The sequence below is a fragment of the Streptomyces sp. NPDC104106 genome (assembly GCF_055584345.1).
Map to the genome: position 1 here is coordinate 675,409 of NZ_JBVJMF010000001.1, position 14,802 is coordinate 690,210.

General features: G+C 70.4%; 13 protein-coding genes and 1 pseudogene. 9 read left to right on the plus strand and 5 right to left on the minus strand.

The window, feature by feature from the left end; translation table 11 throughout:
* Positions 1-93 precede the first annotated feature (93 nt).
* Together ACZ60X_RS03170 and ACZ60X_RS03175 are read right to left on the minus strand one after the other, a co-directional pair.
* Positions 94-903, minus strand: a complete 810-nt coding sequence (locus ACZ60X_RS03170; protein WP_469592624.1) for an EI24 domain-containing protein — start codon at positions 901-903, stop codon at positions 94-96.
* Positions 904-938: 35 nt separating this feature from the next.
* On the minus strand, positions 939-1,376 hold the full coding sequence (locus tag ACZ60X_RS03175; RefSeq protein WP_469592626.1) for a MarR family winged helix-turn-helix transcriptional regulator: 438 nt from the start codon (positions 1,374-1,376) through the stop codon (positions 939-941).
* A 90-nt stretch (positions 1,377-1,466) separates the two neighbouring features.
* Between ACZ60X_RS03175 and ACZ60X_RS03180 the strand changes: the two genes are divergently transcribed.
* Together ACZ60X_RS03180 and ACZ60X_RS03185 are read left to right on the plus strand one after the other, a co-directional pair.
* On the plus strand, positions 1,467-2,501 hold the full coding sequence (locus ACZ60X_RS03180; RefSeq protein ID WP_469592628.1) for an NADP-dependent oxidoreductase: 1,035 nt from the start codon (positions 1,467-1,469) through the stop codon (positions 2,499-2,501).
* A 109-nt stretch (positions 2,502-2,610) separates the two neighbouring features.
* Positions 2,611-3,030 (plus strand): organic hydroperoxide resistance protein, encoded by a 420-nt coding sequence (locus tag ACZ60X_RS03185; protein ID WP_469592631.1) that lies wholly within the window; start codon positions 2,611-2,613, stop codon positions 3,028-3,030.
* A gap of 65 nt (positions 3,031-3,095) precedes the next feature.
* Here the strand turns inward: ACZ60X_RS03185 and ACZ60X_RS03190 are convergent, their stop codons facing one another.
* From ACZ60X_RS03190 to ACZ60X_RS03200, 3 genes and pseudogenes are all read right to left on the minus strand, one after another.
* Positions 3,096-4,247, minus strand: a complete 1,152-nt coding sequence (locus tag ACZ60X_RS03190) for a serine hydrolase domain-containing protein (RefSeq protein ID WP_469592633.1) — start codon at positions 4,245-4,247, stop codon at positions 3,096-3,098.
* A 188-nt stretch (positions 4,248-4,435) separates the two neighbouring features.
* Positions 4,436-5,260, minus strand: coding sequence for an SCO2400 family protein (locus ACZ60X_RS03195; RefSeq protein WP_469593010.1), 825 nt, complete (start codon positions 5,258-5,260; stop codon positions 4,436-4,438).
* 582 nt (positions 5,261-5,842) lie between these two features.
* Positions 5,843-5,959, minus strand: a pseudogene (locus tag ACZ60X_RS03200) (SCO2400 family protein); the annotation flags it as partial.
* 201 nt (positions 5,960-6,160) lie between these two features.
* Here ACZ60X_RS03200 and ACZ60X_RS03205 point away from each other — a divergent pair.
* The 7 genes from ACZ60X_RS03205 to ACZ60X_RS03235 all read left to right on the plus strand — a co-directional run bounded on the left by ACZ60X_RS03205 (position 6,161) and on the right by ACZ60X_RS03235 (position 14,791).
* Positions 6,161-7,318, plus strand: coding sequence for a mandelate racemase/muconate lactonizing enzyme family protein (locus ACZ60X_RS03205; RefSeq protein ID WP_469592635.1), 1,158 nt, complete (start codon positions 6,161-6,163; stop codon positions 7,316-7,318).
* Complete coding sequence (locus tag ACZ60X_RS03210) at positions 7,315-8,319, plus strand: zinc-dependent alcohol dehydrogenase (RefSeq protein WP_469592637.1); 1,005 nt, start codon at positions 7,315-7,317, stop codon at positions 8,317-8,319. The genes ACZ60X_RS03205 and ACZ60X_RS03210 overlap by 4 nt, the downstream gene beginning before the upstream one ends.
* A 139-nt stretch (positions 8,320-8,458) precedes the next feature.
* Positions 8,459-9,427, plus strand: a complete 969-nt coding sequence (locus tag ACZ60X_RS03215; RefSeq protein WP_469592639.1) for a hypothetical protein — start codon at positions 8,459-8,461, stop codon at positions 9,425-9,427.
* Between the two features lie 143 nt (positions 9,428-9,570).
* The gene (gene chvE, locus ACZ60X_RS03220; RefSeq protein ID WP_469592641.1) at positions 9,571-10,680 is read left to right on the plus strand and encodes a multiple monosaccharide ABC transporter substrate-binding protein; all 1,110 of its coding nucleotides are present in this window, start codon (positions 9,571-9,573) and stop codon (positions 10,678-10,680) included.
* 55 nt (positions 10,681-10,735) lie between these two features.
* Positions 10,736-12,313 (plus strand): multiple monosaccharide ABC transporter ATP-binding protein, encoded by a 1,578-nt coding sequence (mmsA, locus tag ACZ60X_RS03225; protein ID WP_469592643.1) that lies wholly within the window; start codon positions 10,736-10,738, stop codon positions 12,311-12,313.
* Positions 12,310-13,554, plus strand: coding sequence for a multiple monosaccharide ABC transporter permease (mmsB, locus tag ACZ60X_RS03230; protein ID WP_469592646.1), 1,245 nt, complete (start codon positions 12,310-12,312; stop codon positions 13,552-13,554). Before mmsA ends, mmsB begins: the two co-directional genes overlap by 4 nt.
* 58 nt (positions 13,555-13,612) lie before the next feature.
* Positions 13,613-14,791: an aldose epimerase family protein gene (locus tag ACZ60X_RS03235; protein ID WP_469592648.1), complete on the plus strand. Its 1,179-nt coding sequence runs from the start codon at positions 13,613-13,615 to the stop codon at positions 14,789-14,791.
* Positions 14,792-14,802 lie beyond the last annotated feature (11 nt).

Consider the following 14,802-nt stretch of genomic DNA (forward strand, 5'->3'; position numbering starts at 1 on the left):
TCCACCCGGCAACGGTCCCAAAACCGGTCGCCGACACCGACGACGCAGGCCTCCATCAGGGCCCTGCGGGAGACGGCGGCACGGATCCCGGACTCACCGGGAGCCGGAAGGTGACGCCCTCCGCACGGGGGTCTCTCCACCGGCCGGAGCGCCCCCGGTGTCCTCCCCTGTCAGTTCCCGGGCCAGCAGCGTCGCCCCCGCCACCGCCCCCGGCATCAGGAACACGGCGGCGAACGGCACCAGGAAGGCGAGCCCGAGGGGCGTGCCGAAGCCCCAGACGAGGGTCTTGCGGGAGCGGAGCAGGGCGAGCCGGTCGCACAGTTCGACGCCCCGGCGCTGCAGGGCCACCGCGGTCAGTTCCTCGGTGAGGAAGAAGCCGGTGACGAAGAAGCCGACCACGGGGACCACGGTCTGGCCGACGAGGGGCAGCAGGCCCAGGCCGAACAGCAGCACGCCCCACAGGCCGGCCCGCACCAGCACGCGCAGGCTGTCGCGGGCCGATGTCCACAGCTCGCGCCAGAGGGGCAGCTCCGAGCGCGGGGCGGTGCCGTCGGGTGAGACGTCGGCGTCGACCCGTTCCGACAGGCTCTCGTAGAAGGGCTGGCCGACCAGCAGGGTGACGGCCGTGAAGGTGAGCACGGCCAACAGCAGGCCGAGGGCGAACAGGACGGCGGTCAGCAAGCCGCGGAACAGGCCCTGCCAGGGGTCGGCCCAGCCGTCCGCGAACGGCGTCGCCCAGGTGACCGCGTCCTCGCCCCACACGGCGAGCGCGACCAGCGCCGCCCCGTACAGCACCAGGGTGATCAGTGCGGGCAGCAGCCCGAAGCCGTACTGCCTGCCGTGCCGGCTCACCCAGCGCTGGCCCTTCAGCAGATGACCGAACCCCACCCCGAGATCACGCATGGCGAAGACCTTACCGACGGCCGACCGGCCGATGCTCAGCCGGCCAGCATGCTGCGCAGCAGATCGCGCAGCGCCCGGCGTTCGTCCGCCGAGAGGCCGGCGAGGGGTTCGCGGGCGAAGTGGAGGCCCTCGCGCAGGTCACGGGCGACGCGCAGGCCGTCCTCGGTGGCGGCGGCCACCTTCACCCTGCGGTCGTCCGGGTCGGGGCGCCGCTCGACCAGCCCCCGGGACTCCAGCCGGTCCACGATCCCGGTCACGTTGGACGGCTCGCACTTCAGCTTCTGCGCGAGCTTGCGCATCGGCAGCGGCTCCACCGAGAGCAGGCTGAGGAGCCGGGCCTGGGGTCCGGTCAGGGCGTGCTCCCCCGCCGCCTTCTCGTAGTCCGCGTAGAAGCGGGCCACGACGTCCCCGATGAGTTCGACGACCTCCATCGTGAGGGCATCGGGGCGGTGGGTCTTCGGTGGTGTGGCCATACACGCCAGGATACCCCTTTACTTGACATACTGAAATATTCAGGCGCATGGTTGTTTCAGGTACTGAAGTAAAAGCGGAAAGGCCCTGTCATGATCAACCGCGAGTGGCACCTGCTCAGCCGTCCCGTCGGATGGCCCAAGCCCGAGGACTTCGCCCTGGTCGAGACCGAGGTCCCGACCCCCGGCGAGGGCCAGGTACTGGTGCGGAACAAGTACCTCTCGGTGGACCCGTACATGCGGGGCCGGATGAGTGCCGCCAAGTCCTACGCCGCCCCCTTCGAGCTGGGCAAGGTCATGCAGGGCGGCGCGGTCGGCGAGGTGATCGAGTCGCACGCCGAGGGCATCGAGGCCGGCGACCACGTCCTGCACTTCTTCGGCTGGCGCGAGTACGCGGTGGTGGACGCGAAGAACGCGGTCAAGGTCGGCCCGGCGGCCGTCCCGGCCGTCAAGGTCGACGACACGGCCCACCAGGTGCCGCTGTCGGCGTACCTCGGCGTGCTCGGCATGACCGGCCTGACCGCCTACGCCGGCCTGCTGCGCACCGCCGCCTTCAAGGAGGGCGACATCGTCTTCGTCTCCGGCGCCGCGGGAGCCGTGGGCAGCGAGGTCGGCCAGCTCGCCAAGCTGCTGGGCGCCTCGCGGGTCATCGGCTCGGCCGGCTCCGACGAGAAGGTCAAGCTGCTGGTCGAGGAGTACGGCTTCGACGCCGCGTTCAACTACAGGAACGGCCCGGTGGGCGAGCAGCTGCGCGAGGCGGCGCCCGACGGCATCGACGTGTACTTCGACAACGTCGGCGGGGACCACCTGGAGGCCGCCATCGGCTCGCTGCGCCAGGGCGGGCGCATCGCCGTCTGCGGCATGATCTCGGTCTACAACAACACCGAGCCCGCGCCCGGCCCGAAGAACCTCGCCCGGCTGATCCAGACCCGCGGCCGCATCGAGGGCTTCCTGGTCGGCGACCACTACGACCTCCAGCCGGAGTTCGTCCAGAAGGTCGGGCCGTGGGTGGCCTCGGGCGCGCTGAAGTACCGCGAGACGGTCGTCGAGGGCATCGAGAACAACCTGGAGGCGTTCCTCGGGGTCCTGCGCGGCGACAACATCGGCAAGATGATCGTCAAGCTCTGAGGTTCCGGCCAGCCCTTCCCCGGCGTTTCCGGCATGCGGTAACTTCATTCCGAAATCCGTCGTCGATCGTGGGCGCGAGTCGCGGCGGACCGAGGAGGAAGACAACCGCATGCCCATCACGCAGTCCGACGTCCTGTACACCGCCGTCGCCACCGCCGAGAACGGCCGTGACGGCCGGGTCGCCACGGACGACGGCCGACTCGACGTCGTCGTCAACCCGCCGAAGGAGATGGGCGGCAACGGCGCCGGCACCAATCCGGAGCAGCTGTTCGCCGCCGGTTACAGCGCCTGCTTCCAGGGCGCGCTCGGCGTCGTGGCCCGGCAGGAGGGCGCCGACGTCTCCGGCTCGACCGTCACCGCGAAGGTCGGCATCGGAAAGAACGACGAGGGGTTCGGGATCATCGTGGAGATCTCGGCGAACATCCCGAACGTGTCCGCCGAGGAGGCCCGGGCACTGGTCGAGAAGGCGCACCAGGTGTGTCCGTACTCGAAGGCGACGCGCGGGAACATCACCGTGACGCTCGTCTGACCACCGTCGTTCTCCCGGTGGCAGCCGCATCCTTGGACGTGGGGTGCGGCTGTCCCGGTCCGGCCTCAGCAGGCCAGCGCCGCCCGGTGCACGGCGCGCACCAGCGCCTCGTTCTCCGGTGCCGCCCCGCCCGGGAACACCATTCTGCGGCGCGCGTACCCGTACGCCAGCCCGCTGCGCGGGTCCGCGAAGGCCTGCGAGCCGCCCGCGCCGCTGTGGCCGAAGGCGCCCGCGCCCAGGACCGGGTGCCACATGTCCGCCGTGGCCTGGAAGCCGAGGCCGTACGACTTGTGCGCGCGGGCCACCAGGTCGTAGCCGACGGAGTGGATCTGGCCCACTTCGGCGACCGTGTCCGGCTTCAGCAGCGGCGGGCGGTCCCCCAGCTCGCTGATGGCCGCCGCGTACATCGTCGCGAGCCCGCGCGCGGAGGCGACCCCGCCCGCCGACGCCGGCCCCTTGGCGCGTACCAGGCGGGAGTTGACGTACTCCTCCAGCGTCTGCGGCCGCGGCACATGGCGGTTGAAGGCGATCGCGGTCAGCGTGTGCGGGCCGACCGGCTCGGCGTCGATCAGTGCCTGCTGCTGCGGGGTCGGCAGCATCGGCTGCACCGTGCGGTAGCGGGGCTCCTCGGAGGCGGGCAGGCCCAGGAAGAAGTCCGTGCCGTACGGGGCGCGCACCCGCTCCTCGTACACCTCCTGGAGCGTGTGCCCCGTGGCCCGGCGCACCACCTCGCCGGTGAGCGCGCCGATCACCAGCGCGTGGTAGCCGAAGGCCGTGCCCGGGCGCCAGAACGGCTTCTGGTCCGCGAGCCGTTCGGCGATCGCCCGGTCGTCCGCCATCTCCTCGACCGAGAACCCGGCGTCGATCCCGACCAGCCCCGCCCGGTGCGCCATCAGCTCCCGGAGCGTCAGCGCGCCCTTGCCCTCGGCGCCGAACTCGGGCCAGTAGTACGTCACTTTGCGGTCCAGCTCCAGCGTGCCCTCCTGCACCAGGAGCGCCACCACCAGGTGCGCCGCGCCCTTGGTGGACGAGAACACGCCGTACAGGGAGTCGGCCTCGCCGCCCGCCCACAGGTCGACGACCCGCCTTCCGTGCACGTACGCGCACAACTGACCCTCGTAGTCGTCCCGTTCCCCGGCGACGAACGCGGTGAACTCCTCGCGCACCGCCTCGAAGCCCTCGGCGACGGTGCCGTGGACGGTGATCTCCTGTCGCATCCGCTCTCCTCCTGAGCCGCTCTCGCTGCCCCTCGCACAACGCCCGTTCCCGCTCCGGACGTTCCCGAGACCGGTACGGGGAGATGTACCCGTTCGACTCAACCGCCGCAGGCGCCCGTGGGTGTCTTCGATGCCCCGGATGGCGGATGGCAGGGGTGGCGCGCGCGGGCGCGACTGGGCTCAGGTGCTCAGGCGCACCACCACAGGAAGCGGTTGCAGGTGTTGCTCGGCGACGGCGCCGGGGTCGGGTGGGACTTCGTCGGGGCGCCGGTCGGGGTGGTCGGGGCGTGCGAGGTGGCCGTGGGCGCCGGTGCGGTGGGGCTCGGGCCGGGACCCGTCGCGCCCGACGGGACCGCGGCGCCGGTGTCCTCGGCCTTCGGGGACGTGGAGGCCTTGCCCTTCGGCGGCTTGCTCGCGTGCGAGGCCGAGGCGCCCCGGGAGGCGGCGCCGCCCGCGCCGGGTGTGGCCCCGGAGGTGCCGCTCGCCGGATCGGCCGTGCCGCCGGGCGACGCGGAGGCCGTACCGCCCTCCGCCGCGGTGTCCCCGGAGGCGGCCGGGGTGCCGCCCGAGAACGGCGAGAAGGGCGCGTCCGTGCCCAGTTCGGCGAGGCTGAGGCCGCCCGCGGCGATGACGAAACCCGCGGCGACGAGCAGCGTACGGCGCCGTCGGCGCCGGTGGACGGCGGCCTTGCGATCGCGCCGGCTGGCGTCCGGCCCGGCCGGACCGCCACCCTTGCGCCGGGCGGCCCGCCCCCCGGCACCGGCCGCCGGCTCGTCTTCGCCGCCCTGCCGGGACTCTGCTTCGGGGTCACGCCCGGAACCGGCCTCGGGTTCGCCCCCGGGACCGGCTTCGGGGTCCACACCGGGCTCGCCCGCGGGGCCGTGTCCGGACTCGCCTGCGGGGTTGTGTCCGGGCATCGCGCCGGGCCGGAGTGAGGAGTCGGCCTTCGGGTCGTGCCCGCGCACGGTGCCGGGGTTGTGTCCGGACGCGGCGCCCGTGTTGCTTCCGGGCATGGCGCCGGGACCATACCCGGACTCGGCATCCGGGCTACGCCCGGGCAACCCGCCCGGACCATACCCGGACTCGGCATCCGGACTGCGCCCGGGCAACCCGCCCGGACCGTACCCGGACTCGGCGCCCGGGCTGTGCCCGGGCACGGTGCCGGGGAGGTATCCGGACGCGGCCCCGGATCCATGCCCGGGCCCCGCTTCGAGGTCGTGCCCGCGCCCGGCTCCGGAGCCATGCCCAAGCCCGCCTTCCGGGTGGTACCCACGCCCGGCTCCTGGGCCATGCCCAAGCCCGCCTTCCGGGTAGTGCCCGCGCCCGGCTGCGGGGCCGTGCCCAGGCCCCGGCGCGGACGCAGCGCGCGCTGTGGGCTGGGGCTCGGGAAACGGCCCCGGCCCCGGTCCCGCCGGCTCCCCCGCCCCGGCAGCCGGGTACGCCGAGGATCCGCCGTACCCGTACTCCTCCGGCACACCGCCCGCGTACCCCTGCGGTACGCCGTGGGTGTGTTCCTGGGGTGCCCCGTGTCCCTGTGCCGGGACCCGGGCGGCGTACTCCGCGCCGGGGGTGGCCGGGGGGCGACCACCGCCGTGCCCCGGTGTCTCCCCCGCGCCCGCGTACGCGTAGGCGGCGGCGTGCGCCGGTGTTCCGCACCCGGGGCAGGCCAGGGCGCCGTTGAGGTGCCGTTGGCACGGGTAGCAGTAGTCCATGACGCGGGAAGACTAGATTCCCCGCCGGTGACGTTCCTAGGGGTGCCTGTGAAGGTTTCGTAGATCAGCGAAAGAATTCTCGAAAGCCTTGCCGAAACCGTTACCTGTTCGACCCATTGACACCTCCGCCGCCCCGTCCTTACTGTCACGCCAGCATTTCGAACGTGTGACGAAATCTCGAACAGCTGAGGGGCAACTGCCGTGCGCATCACCGGAATCAGCACGCACGTGGTCGGCACGCCGTGGCGCAACCTGACCTACGTCCAGGTGCACACCGACGAGGGGATCACGGGAGTCGGCGAGACCCGGATGCTCGGTCACACCGACGCGCTGATCGGCTATCTACGCGAGGCCGAGGCCAATCACATTCTCGGCTCGGATCCGTTCGCCGTCGAGGACCTGGTACGCCGGATGAAGTACGGCGACTACGGGCGGGCCGGCGAGATCGTGATGTCCGGCATCGCCGTGATCGAGATGGCGTGCTGGGACATCAAGGGCAAGGCGCTGGGCGTGCCGGTGTGGCAGCTGCTCGGCGGCAAGGTGACCGACAAGGTCAAGGCGTACGCCAACGGGTGGTACACGACCGAGCGAACGCCGGAGGCGTACCACAAGGCCGCCCAGGGGGTGATGGAGCGCGGGTACAAGGCGCTGAAGATCGACCCCTTCGGCACCGGCCACTTCGAGCTGGACCACGAGCAGACCCTGTACGCGGTCTCGCTCATCGAGGCCGTGCGGGACGCGATCGGGCCCGACGCCGAGCTGATGCTGGAGATGCACGGCCGCTTCTCCCCCGCGACCGCCGTCCGGCTGGCGAAGGAGATGGCGCCGTACCGGCCGGCCTGGCTGGAGGAGCCGGTGCCGCCGGAGAACCTGAAGGCGCTTCAGAAGGTGGCCGACAAGGTGGACGTCCCGGTGGCCACCGGTGAGCGGATCCACGACCGCATCGAGTTCCGGGAGCTGTTCGACAGCCAGGCCGTGGACATCATCCAGCCGGACGTCGGCCACATCGGCGGCATCTGGGAGACCCGCAAGCTCGCCGCCACCGCCGAGACGCACTACATGCTCGTCGCGCCGCACAACGTCGGCGGGTCGGTGCTCACCGCCGCCTCCCTGCAGGTCGGCTTCACCGCGCCGAACTTCAAGATCCTTGAGCACTTCAACGACTTCGCGGACGCGGAGATCAAGAAGGTGGTCAAGGGCGCGCCGCAGGTCGTGGACGGGTACTTCCACCTCTCCGACGCGCCCGGGCTCGGGGTCGAGCTGGACGTCGACGCCGCGGCCGAGTTCCCGCAGCAGCGCGCCCACTTCGACCTGTGGGCCGAGGGCTGGGAGAAGCGCAGCCCGAAGGACGACCAGTGAGTTCGCAGGTCGTCGTCGAGGCGCCGGGCACCCACCGGGTCGAGGAGCACACGCCCCGCGAGCCCGGCCCCGGCGAGGCCCTGGTCGCCGTGCACGCCGTCGGGATCTGCGGCAGCGACCGGGAGGTGTACCAGGGCAACCGGCCCGAGGGGTATGTCCGTTACCCCCTGACGCCGGGGCACGAGTGGTCGGGGACGGTGGCGAGGGTGGGGCCGGGAGTGCCCGGCTCGCTCACCGGCCGCAAGGTCGTCGGTGAAGGCTTTCGCAACTGCCAGGTGTGCGACCGCTGCCACGCGGGCGAGACCACGCTGTGCACCGACGGCTACGAGGAGACCGGCTTCACCCAGCCGGGCGCCATGGCCGCGACGCTCACCCTGCCCGCCCGGCTGCTGCACGCCCTGCCGGACGACGCCGACCTCACCGCCGCCGCGCTGCTGGAGCCGGCCGCCTGCATCGCGGCGGCCGCGCTCAAGGCGGCGGCCCAGCCCGGTGAGCGGGTCGCGGTGGTCGGCACCGGGACGCTCGGGATGTTCGCCGTGCAGTTCCTGAAGGCGGTCTCGCCGGCCGAGCTGCTCGTCGTCGGCACCCGCGACGACCGCGAGGAGCTGTCCCGCCGGTTCGGGGCGAGCGACTTCCGCACCCGGGACCAGGCCCTCCCCGACGACTTCGACGTCGTGATCGAGACGGCCGGGTCCGCGTCCGCCGCGCGCACCGCCGCCGCGCTGCTGCGGCGCGGCGGGCGCCTGGTCCTGACCGGGATCCCGGCGCCGGGCGCGGACGGGCTCGACCCGACCGACCTGGTCGTACGGCAGCTGGAGGTGCACACCGTCTTCGGGGCACCCCCGGACGCCTGGGCGCACACCGTGCGCGTCTTCGGTGCCGGGCTGCTGGACCCGCTGCCGCTGGTCACGCACCAGCTGCCGCTGACCGAGTTCGCCCAGGCCATCGATCTCGTGGGCGCCGGCGACCCCAAGGTGGGCAAGGTGCTGCTCCGCCCCTGATGACGTACGCCGGCCGGGGCGTGACCTGACGGCGCCCTGGCCGGCGTACCCCATGAAGGCCGCGATCCAGGCCTTCTCCTACCCAGAGCCGCGGACCTTGTCCGATATCTCGAACGTCTCGACCGCGAAGGAACAGCTCGTGACCGACGCTTCCGCCCCGGCAGCCCGCAGGCCCGGCGAGCAGATGCTCGCCGCTCTCGGCCTGGGCGCGCCCGCACTCGACCCCGCCGACGCCTCGCCCCACACCTTCCCGGGCGGCGGCCGCTGGCGCACCGAGATCCCCTCGTGCGAGGGGCCGGAGGCGCTCGCGGTCGTGCTCAAGGAGGCCTCCCGCCTGGACGTGCCGATCCACCGGATCAGCCAGGGCAGCGGTGTGTGGATGCTCACCGACGCCGAGATCACCGAGATGGTCGAGGCGACCGCCGAACGCGACATCGAACTCTGCCTGTTCACCGGCCCGCGCGGCACCTGGGACACCGGCGCCTCGGTGCGCTCCGACTCGCGGGGGGCCGGACTGCGCGCACGCGGCCACGACGCCGTCGCCGGATGCGTCGAAGACGCCGTCCGGGCCACGGAGCTGGGCGTCAAGTGCCTGCTCGTCGCCGACGAGGGCGTGCTGTGGACCCTGCACCGGGCCCGCGAGGCCGGCCTCGTCCCGGCCGACACGACGCTGAAGGTCTCGGCGCTCATCGGCCCCGTGAACCCGGCCTCGTACGCCGTCTACGAGCGGCTCGGCGCCGACTCCGTCAACGTGCCCAGCGACCTGACGCTGGATCACCTCACCGAGATCCGCCGGGTGTCGGCGGCTCCCATGGACATGTACATCGAGGCCCCCGACGACCTCGGCGGCTATGTGCGGATGTACGAGGTCGCCGAGCTGATCCGGCGCGGCGCACCGCTCTACCTGAAGTTCGGGCTGTCCAAGAGCCCCGGCATCTACCCGTACGGACACCAGCTGCGGGACCTCACGCTCGCCACCGCCCGGGAACGGGTGCGGCGCGGCCGACTGGCCCTGGACCTGCTCGCGCGGCACGGAGCCGACGGCGACATGGCGCCCCTCGGTTCACGGCTGCCCGGGACGCTCGAGCGGTTCGACATCTCCGCATAACGTTCCGGACAATCCGCTTCACAAAAGAAGACGCAGTCAAACACAATCCCACACATCTCTCGGTCTCCCGCACCGCCTCGGAGCGTCCTTCCGCACGCCAGGCCGAGCCCCGCACCGCCCCACACACATCAAGGATGATGACCATGCGCAACCGCAGAACGGCACTCGCCGCGATAGCCGGAGCCGCCTCGCTCGCCCTCACCCTGACCGCCTGTGGCCAGAGCGGTTCGGGCGGCAGCAAGGAGAAGACGGGCGACGTCAAGGGCGCCACGATCGGCATCGCGATGCCGACGAAGTCCTCCGAGCGGTGGATCAACGACGGCAACGACATGGTCAAGAACCTCCAGGCCAAGGGGTACAAGACCAAGCTGGTCTACGGCGAGGACGACCCGAGCACCCAGGTCTCGCAGATCGAGAACATGATCACGCAGGGCGTCAAGGGCCTGATCATCGCGGCCATCGACAACAAGTCCCTGAACAACGTGCTCCAGGAGGCCAAGCAGGCCAACATCCCGGTCATCGCCTACGACCGGCTCATCCTCGGCACCAAGAACGTCGACTACTACGCCTCGTTCGACAACGAGAAGGTCGGCACCCTCCAGGGCACCTACATCGTGCACAAGCTCGGCCTGGACGCCGGCAAGAAGGGCCCGTTCAACATCGAGCTGTTCGCCGGTTCGAACGACGACAACAACACCCAGTACTTCTTCGACGGCGCGATGAAGGTGTTCCAGCCGTACATCGACAAGAAGGAACTGGTCGTCAAGTCCGGGCAGACCAAGCTCAACCAGGTCACCACGCTGCGCTGGGACGGCGCCACCGCGCAGAAGCGCATGGAGGACATCCTCACCTCCACCTACTCGAGCGCCAAGGTCGACGCGGTGCTCTCGCCGTACGACGGCATCTCGATCGGCATCATCGCCGCGCTGAAGTCGGACGGTTACGGCTCCGCGAGCAAGCCGCTGCCGGTCATCACCGGCCAGGACGCCGAGCTGGCCTCGGTGAAGTCGATCATCGCGGGCCAGCAGACCCAGACCGTCTTCAAGGACAGCCGCAAGGAGACCTCCGTCGCGGTGTCCATGGTCGACGACGTCCTGCACGGCAAGAAGCCGCAGGTCAACGACACCACGACCTACACCAACGGCGCCAAGGTCGTCCCCGCCTTCCTGCTCCAGCCGGTGAGCGTGGACAAGACCAACTACGAGAGCGTCCTGGTCGGGGGCGGCTACTACACCGACTCCCAGCTCAAGTGATCCCGCCCATCTGCCCTGGGCCGAACTGACCCCACATTGATTGGAAGGCACGACCATGGCGGGACCCGTCCTGGAAATGCGCTCGATCGTCAAGACCTTTCCCGGTGTCAAAGCGCTGTCGGACGTCACTCTGACCGTCCGCCAGGGCGAGGTCCACGCCATCTGCGGGGAGAACGGCGCCGGGAAGTCGACCCTGATGAAGGTGCTCTCCGGTGTCCATCCGCACGGCACCTACGAGGGCGAGATCCTCTTCGAGTCAGAGGTCTGCCGGTTCAAGGACATCCGGGCGAGCGAGCAGCACGGCATCGTCATCATCCACCAAGAGCTGGCGCTGGTGCCGTACCTCTCCATCGCGGAGAACATCTTCCTCGGCAACGAGCACGCCACGCGCGGGCTGATCAACTGGCGCGAGACCCTGCGCCACGCCAGCGAGCTGCTGCGCCGGGTCGGTCTCGACGAGCACCCGGAGACCCGCGTCGCCGACATCGGCGTGGGCAAGCAGCAGCTCGTGGAGATCGCCAAGGCGCTGTCGAAGGAGGTGAAGCTGCTCATCCTCGACGAGCCGACGGCGGCGCTGAACGACGAGGACAGCGGCAAGCTCCTCGATCTCATCCTGGAGTTGAAGAACCAGGGCATCACCTCGATCATCATCTCCCACAAGCTCAACGAGATCCGCAAGGTCGCCGACTCGGTGACGATCATCCGGGACGGCCGGTCGATCGAGACGCTGGACGTCAAGGCGCCGGAGACGACCGAGGACCGGATCATCAGCGGCATGGTGGGCCGCGACCTCGACAACCGCTTCCCCGAGCGCACCCCGCACCAGCCGGAGGAGGGGGCGGCCCCGGCGCTGGAGATCCGCAACTGGACCGTCCACCACCCCATCGACCAGCAGCGCAAGGTCGTGGACGACGTGTCGCTGAGCGTCCGCCGGGGCGAGATCGTCGGCATCGCGGGCCTGATGGGCGCCGGCCGCACCGAACTCGCGATGAGCGTCTTCGGCCGCACCTACGGCCGTTACGCGGGCGGTACGGTCCTGAAGGACGGCGTCGAGATCCGTACGAAGAGCGTCGCGGAGGCGGTGGAGCACGGCATCGCGTACGTCACCGAGGACCGCAAGCACTACGGCCTGAACCTCATCGACACCATCAACCGCAACATCTCGCTGACCGCCCTGAAGAAGGTCGCCAGGCGGGGCGTGGTGGACGAGCAGGCGGAGCGGCAGGTCTCCGAGGGCTTCCGCAAGTCGATGAACATCAAGGCGCCGACCGTCTTCGAGCCGGTGGGCAAGCTGTCCGGCGGCAACCAGCAGAAGGTCGTCCTCAGCAAGTGGATCTTCGCCGGTCCGGACGTGCTGATCCTGGACGAGCCCACGCGCGGCATCGACGTGGGCGCCAAGTACGAGATCTACACGGTCATCGACCAGCTGGCCGCCCAGGGCAAGGCGGTCGTCTTCATCTCCTCCGAACTGCCGGAACTGCTCGGCATGTGCGACCGCATCTACACGATGGCCGCCGGGCGGCTGACCGGTGAGGTGCCACGGTCCGAGGCCACGCAGGAAGTACTGATGCGCCAGATGACGAAAGACAAGGCGCCGACTGACAACGCGAAGGACGAAGAGGTAACGCGATGAGCACGGACGTCACCGACAAGACCCCGGCGGCCGCGCCGCCGGGCAAGGGCGGATCGGCCGCCGGCGAGGGTCTGTTGCAGCTGGTGCTCGGCGGCCTGCGCCGCAACATGCGCCAGTACGGCATGCTGATCGCGCTCGGTCTGATCGTCGTCCTCTTCCAGATCTGGACCGGCGGCGACCTGCTGCTGCCGCGCAACGTCTCCAACCTGGTGCTGCAGAACAGCTACATCCTGATCCTCGCGATCGGCATGATGCTGGTGATCATCGCCGGGCACATCGACCTGTCGGTCGGCTCGATCACGGCGTTCGTGGGCGCCTTCGCGGCCGTGCTGACCGTGCAGCACCACATGGCCTGGCCCCTCGCCCTGGTGCTGTGCCTGCTGGTGGGCGCGGTGGCGGGCTCCGTACAGGGCTTCCTGATCGCGTACTTCGGCATACCGTCGTTCATCGTCACCCTCGCCGGGATGCTGCTCTTCCGCGGCCTGACGGAGATCCTCCTCAAGGGCCAGACCCTCGGCCCCTTCCCGAACGGCCTGCAGAAGATCGGCAACGGCTTCCTGCCCGAGGTCGGCCCGAACACCAACTACCACAACCTCACCCTGCTCCTCGGCATCGTCCTGATCGCCAGCGTGGTGTGGCAGGAGATGCGCGACCGGCGCCGCCAGCAGGAGTTCTCGCTCGACGTGGTGCCGGTGAAGCTGTTCCTGCTCAAGCTCGTCGCGCTGGTCGCCGCGATCCTCGCCCTCACCATGCTGCTCGCCAGCTACGACGGCGCGCCGATCATCCTGATCATCCTCGGCGTCCTGGTGGGCGGCTACGGATACGTCATGCGCAACTCGGTCTTCGGCCGCCACATCTACGCCATCGGCGGCAACCTGCCGGCGGCGAAGCTGTCCGGTGTGAAGGACAAGCGCATCACCTTCCAGGTGTTCCTGAACATGGGCGTGCTCGCGGCCCTGGCGGGTCTGGTGGTCGCCGCCCGCCTGAACGCGGCCTCGCCGAAGGCGGGCGACGGCTTCGAACTGGAGGCCATCGCCTCCTCGTTCATCGGCGGCGCCTCCATGAGCGGCGGTGTCGGCACCGTCCTCGGCGCCATCATCGGCGGTCTCGTCCTCGGCGTGCTGAACAACGGCATGAACCTCCTCAGCGTCGGCACCGACTGGCAGCAGGTCATCAAGGGCCTGGCCCTGTTGGCGGCGGTCGGCTTCGACGTGTGGAACAAGCGCAAGTCCGGTTCGTAAGTCAGACCGGGCCCCGCCGGAGAGCCGGCGGGGCCCCTCCTTTGTGCAGGAGCCGCACATGGAACTGAACAGACGCACGGTCATCGCGGGAGCAGCGGCGGCGGGCATCACCGCCACCACCCTCGGCGCGACGGCGACATCAGCCGCCGCCGCGCCGGGGGCACAGCAGGCGCGGGAGGGCGGGAAGCCGGTGAAGGAGTACTTCGGCACGCTCGCCGACGGCACGAAGGTCCACCGCTGGTCGCTGGCGAACGGCGGCACCCGGCTGAAGGTGCTGTCGTACGGCGGCATCATCCAGTCCCTGGAGATACCGGACCGCCACGGCCGGTACGCGAACGTCTCGCTCGGCTACGACAACCTCGACGCCTATGTGAAGGGCACCACCTTCTTCGGCGCCACCATCGGCCGCTACGGCAACCGCATCGCCAAGGGCCGGTTCACGCTCGACGGCAAGAAGTACCAGCTGTCCGTCAACGACGGCGTGAACAGCCTGCACGGCGGCGCCAAGGGCTTCAACACCAAGGTGTGGGACATCGAGCCCTTCGTCTCCGGCTCCGATGTCGGCCTGCACCTGCACTACACGAGCGTCGACGGCGAGATGGGCTACCCCGGCACGCTGAAGACGAAGGTCACCTTCACCCTCACCCGGCACGGCGACTGGCGGATCGACTACGAGGCGACCACCGACAAGCCGACGGTCGTGAACCTCACCAACCACACCTACTACAACCTCGCGGGCGAGGGCAGCGGCAGCATCTACGACCACGAACTCTGGCTCGCCGCAGGCCGGTTCACCCCGACCGACTCGGGCCTGATCCCGACCGGCGAGCTGGCCAAGGTCAAGGGCACCCCCTTCGACTTCACCCACCCCAAGCCGATCGGCCGGGACATCCGCGTCGGCCACCCGCAGCTGGTCACCGCCAAGGGCTACGACCACAACTTCGTGCTCGACAAGGGCGTGACCGCGCGTCCCGAGCACGTGGTGACGCTGCGCGACCCGGAGTCCGGTCGCACCCTGAAGATCTTCACCGACCAGCCCGGAGTGCAGTTCTACTCGGGCAACTTCCTCGACGGCACCCTCGTCGGCCCCTCCGGCCACACCTACCGGCAGGGCGACGGCCTGGCCCTGGAGACCCAGCACTTCCCGGACTCCCCGAACGAGCCGAAGTTCCCGTCCACGGTGCTGCGGCCCGGCCAGACCTACCGGACGACGACGATCCACAAGTTCAGCGCCTGAAACCACCTGAT

Excerpts from the sequence above, each read along its gene's own strand:
- ACZ60X_RS03170 (WP_469592624.1), bottom strand. The coding sequence starts at position 903 with ATGCGTGATCTCGGGGTGGGGTTCGGTCATCTGCTGAAGGGCCAGCGC.
- ACZ60X_RS03175 (WP_469592626.1), bottom strand. The coding sequence starts at position 1,376 with ATGGCCACACCACCGAAGACCCACCGCCCCGATGCCCTCACGATGGAG.
- ACZ60X_RS03180 (WP_469592628.1), top strand. The coding sequence starts at position 1,467 with ATGATCAACCGCGAGTGGCACCTGCTCAGCCGTCCCGTCGGATGGCCC.
- ACZ60X_RS03185 (WP_469592631.1), top strand. The coding sequence starts at position 2,611 with ATGCCCATCACGCAGTCCGACGTCCTGTACACCGCCGTCGCCACCGCC.
- ACZ60X_RS03190 (WP_469592633.1), bottom strand. The coding sequence starts at position 4,247 with ATGCGACAGGAGATCACCGTCCACGGCACCGTCGCCGAGGGCTTCGAG.
- ACZ60X_RS03195 (WP_469593010.1), bottom strand. The coding sequence starts at position 5,260 with ATGCCCGGAAGCAACACGGGCGCCGCGTCCGGACACAACCCCGGCACC.
- chvE (WP_469592641.1), top strand. The coding sequence starts at position 9,571 with ATGCGCAACCGCAGAACGGCACTCGCCGCGATAGCCGGAGCCGCCTCG.
- mmsA (WP_469592643.1), top strand. The coding sequence starts at position 10,736 with ATGGCGGGACCCGTCCTGGAAATGCGCTCGATCGTCAAGACCTTTCCC.
- mmsB (WP_469592646.1), top strand. The coding sequence starts at position 12,310 with ATGAGCACGGACGTCACCGACAAGACCCCGGCGGCCGCGCCGCCGGGC.
- ACZ60X_RS03235 (WP_469592648.1), top strand. The coding sequence starts at position 13,613 with ATGGAACTGAACAGACGCACGGTCATCGCGGGAGCAGCGGCGGCGGGC.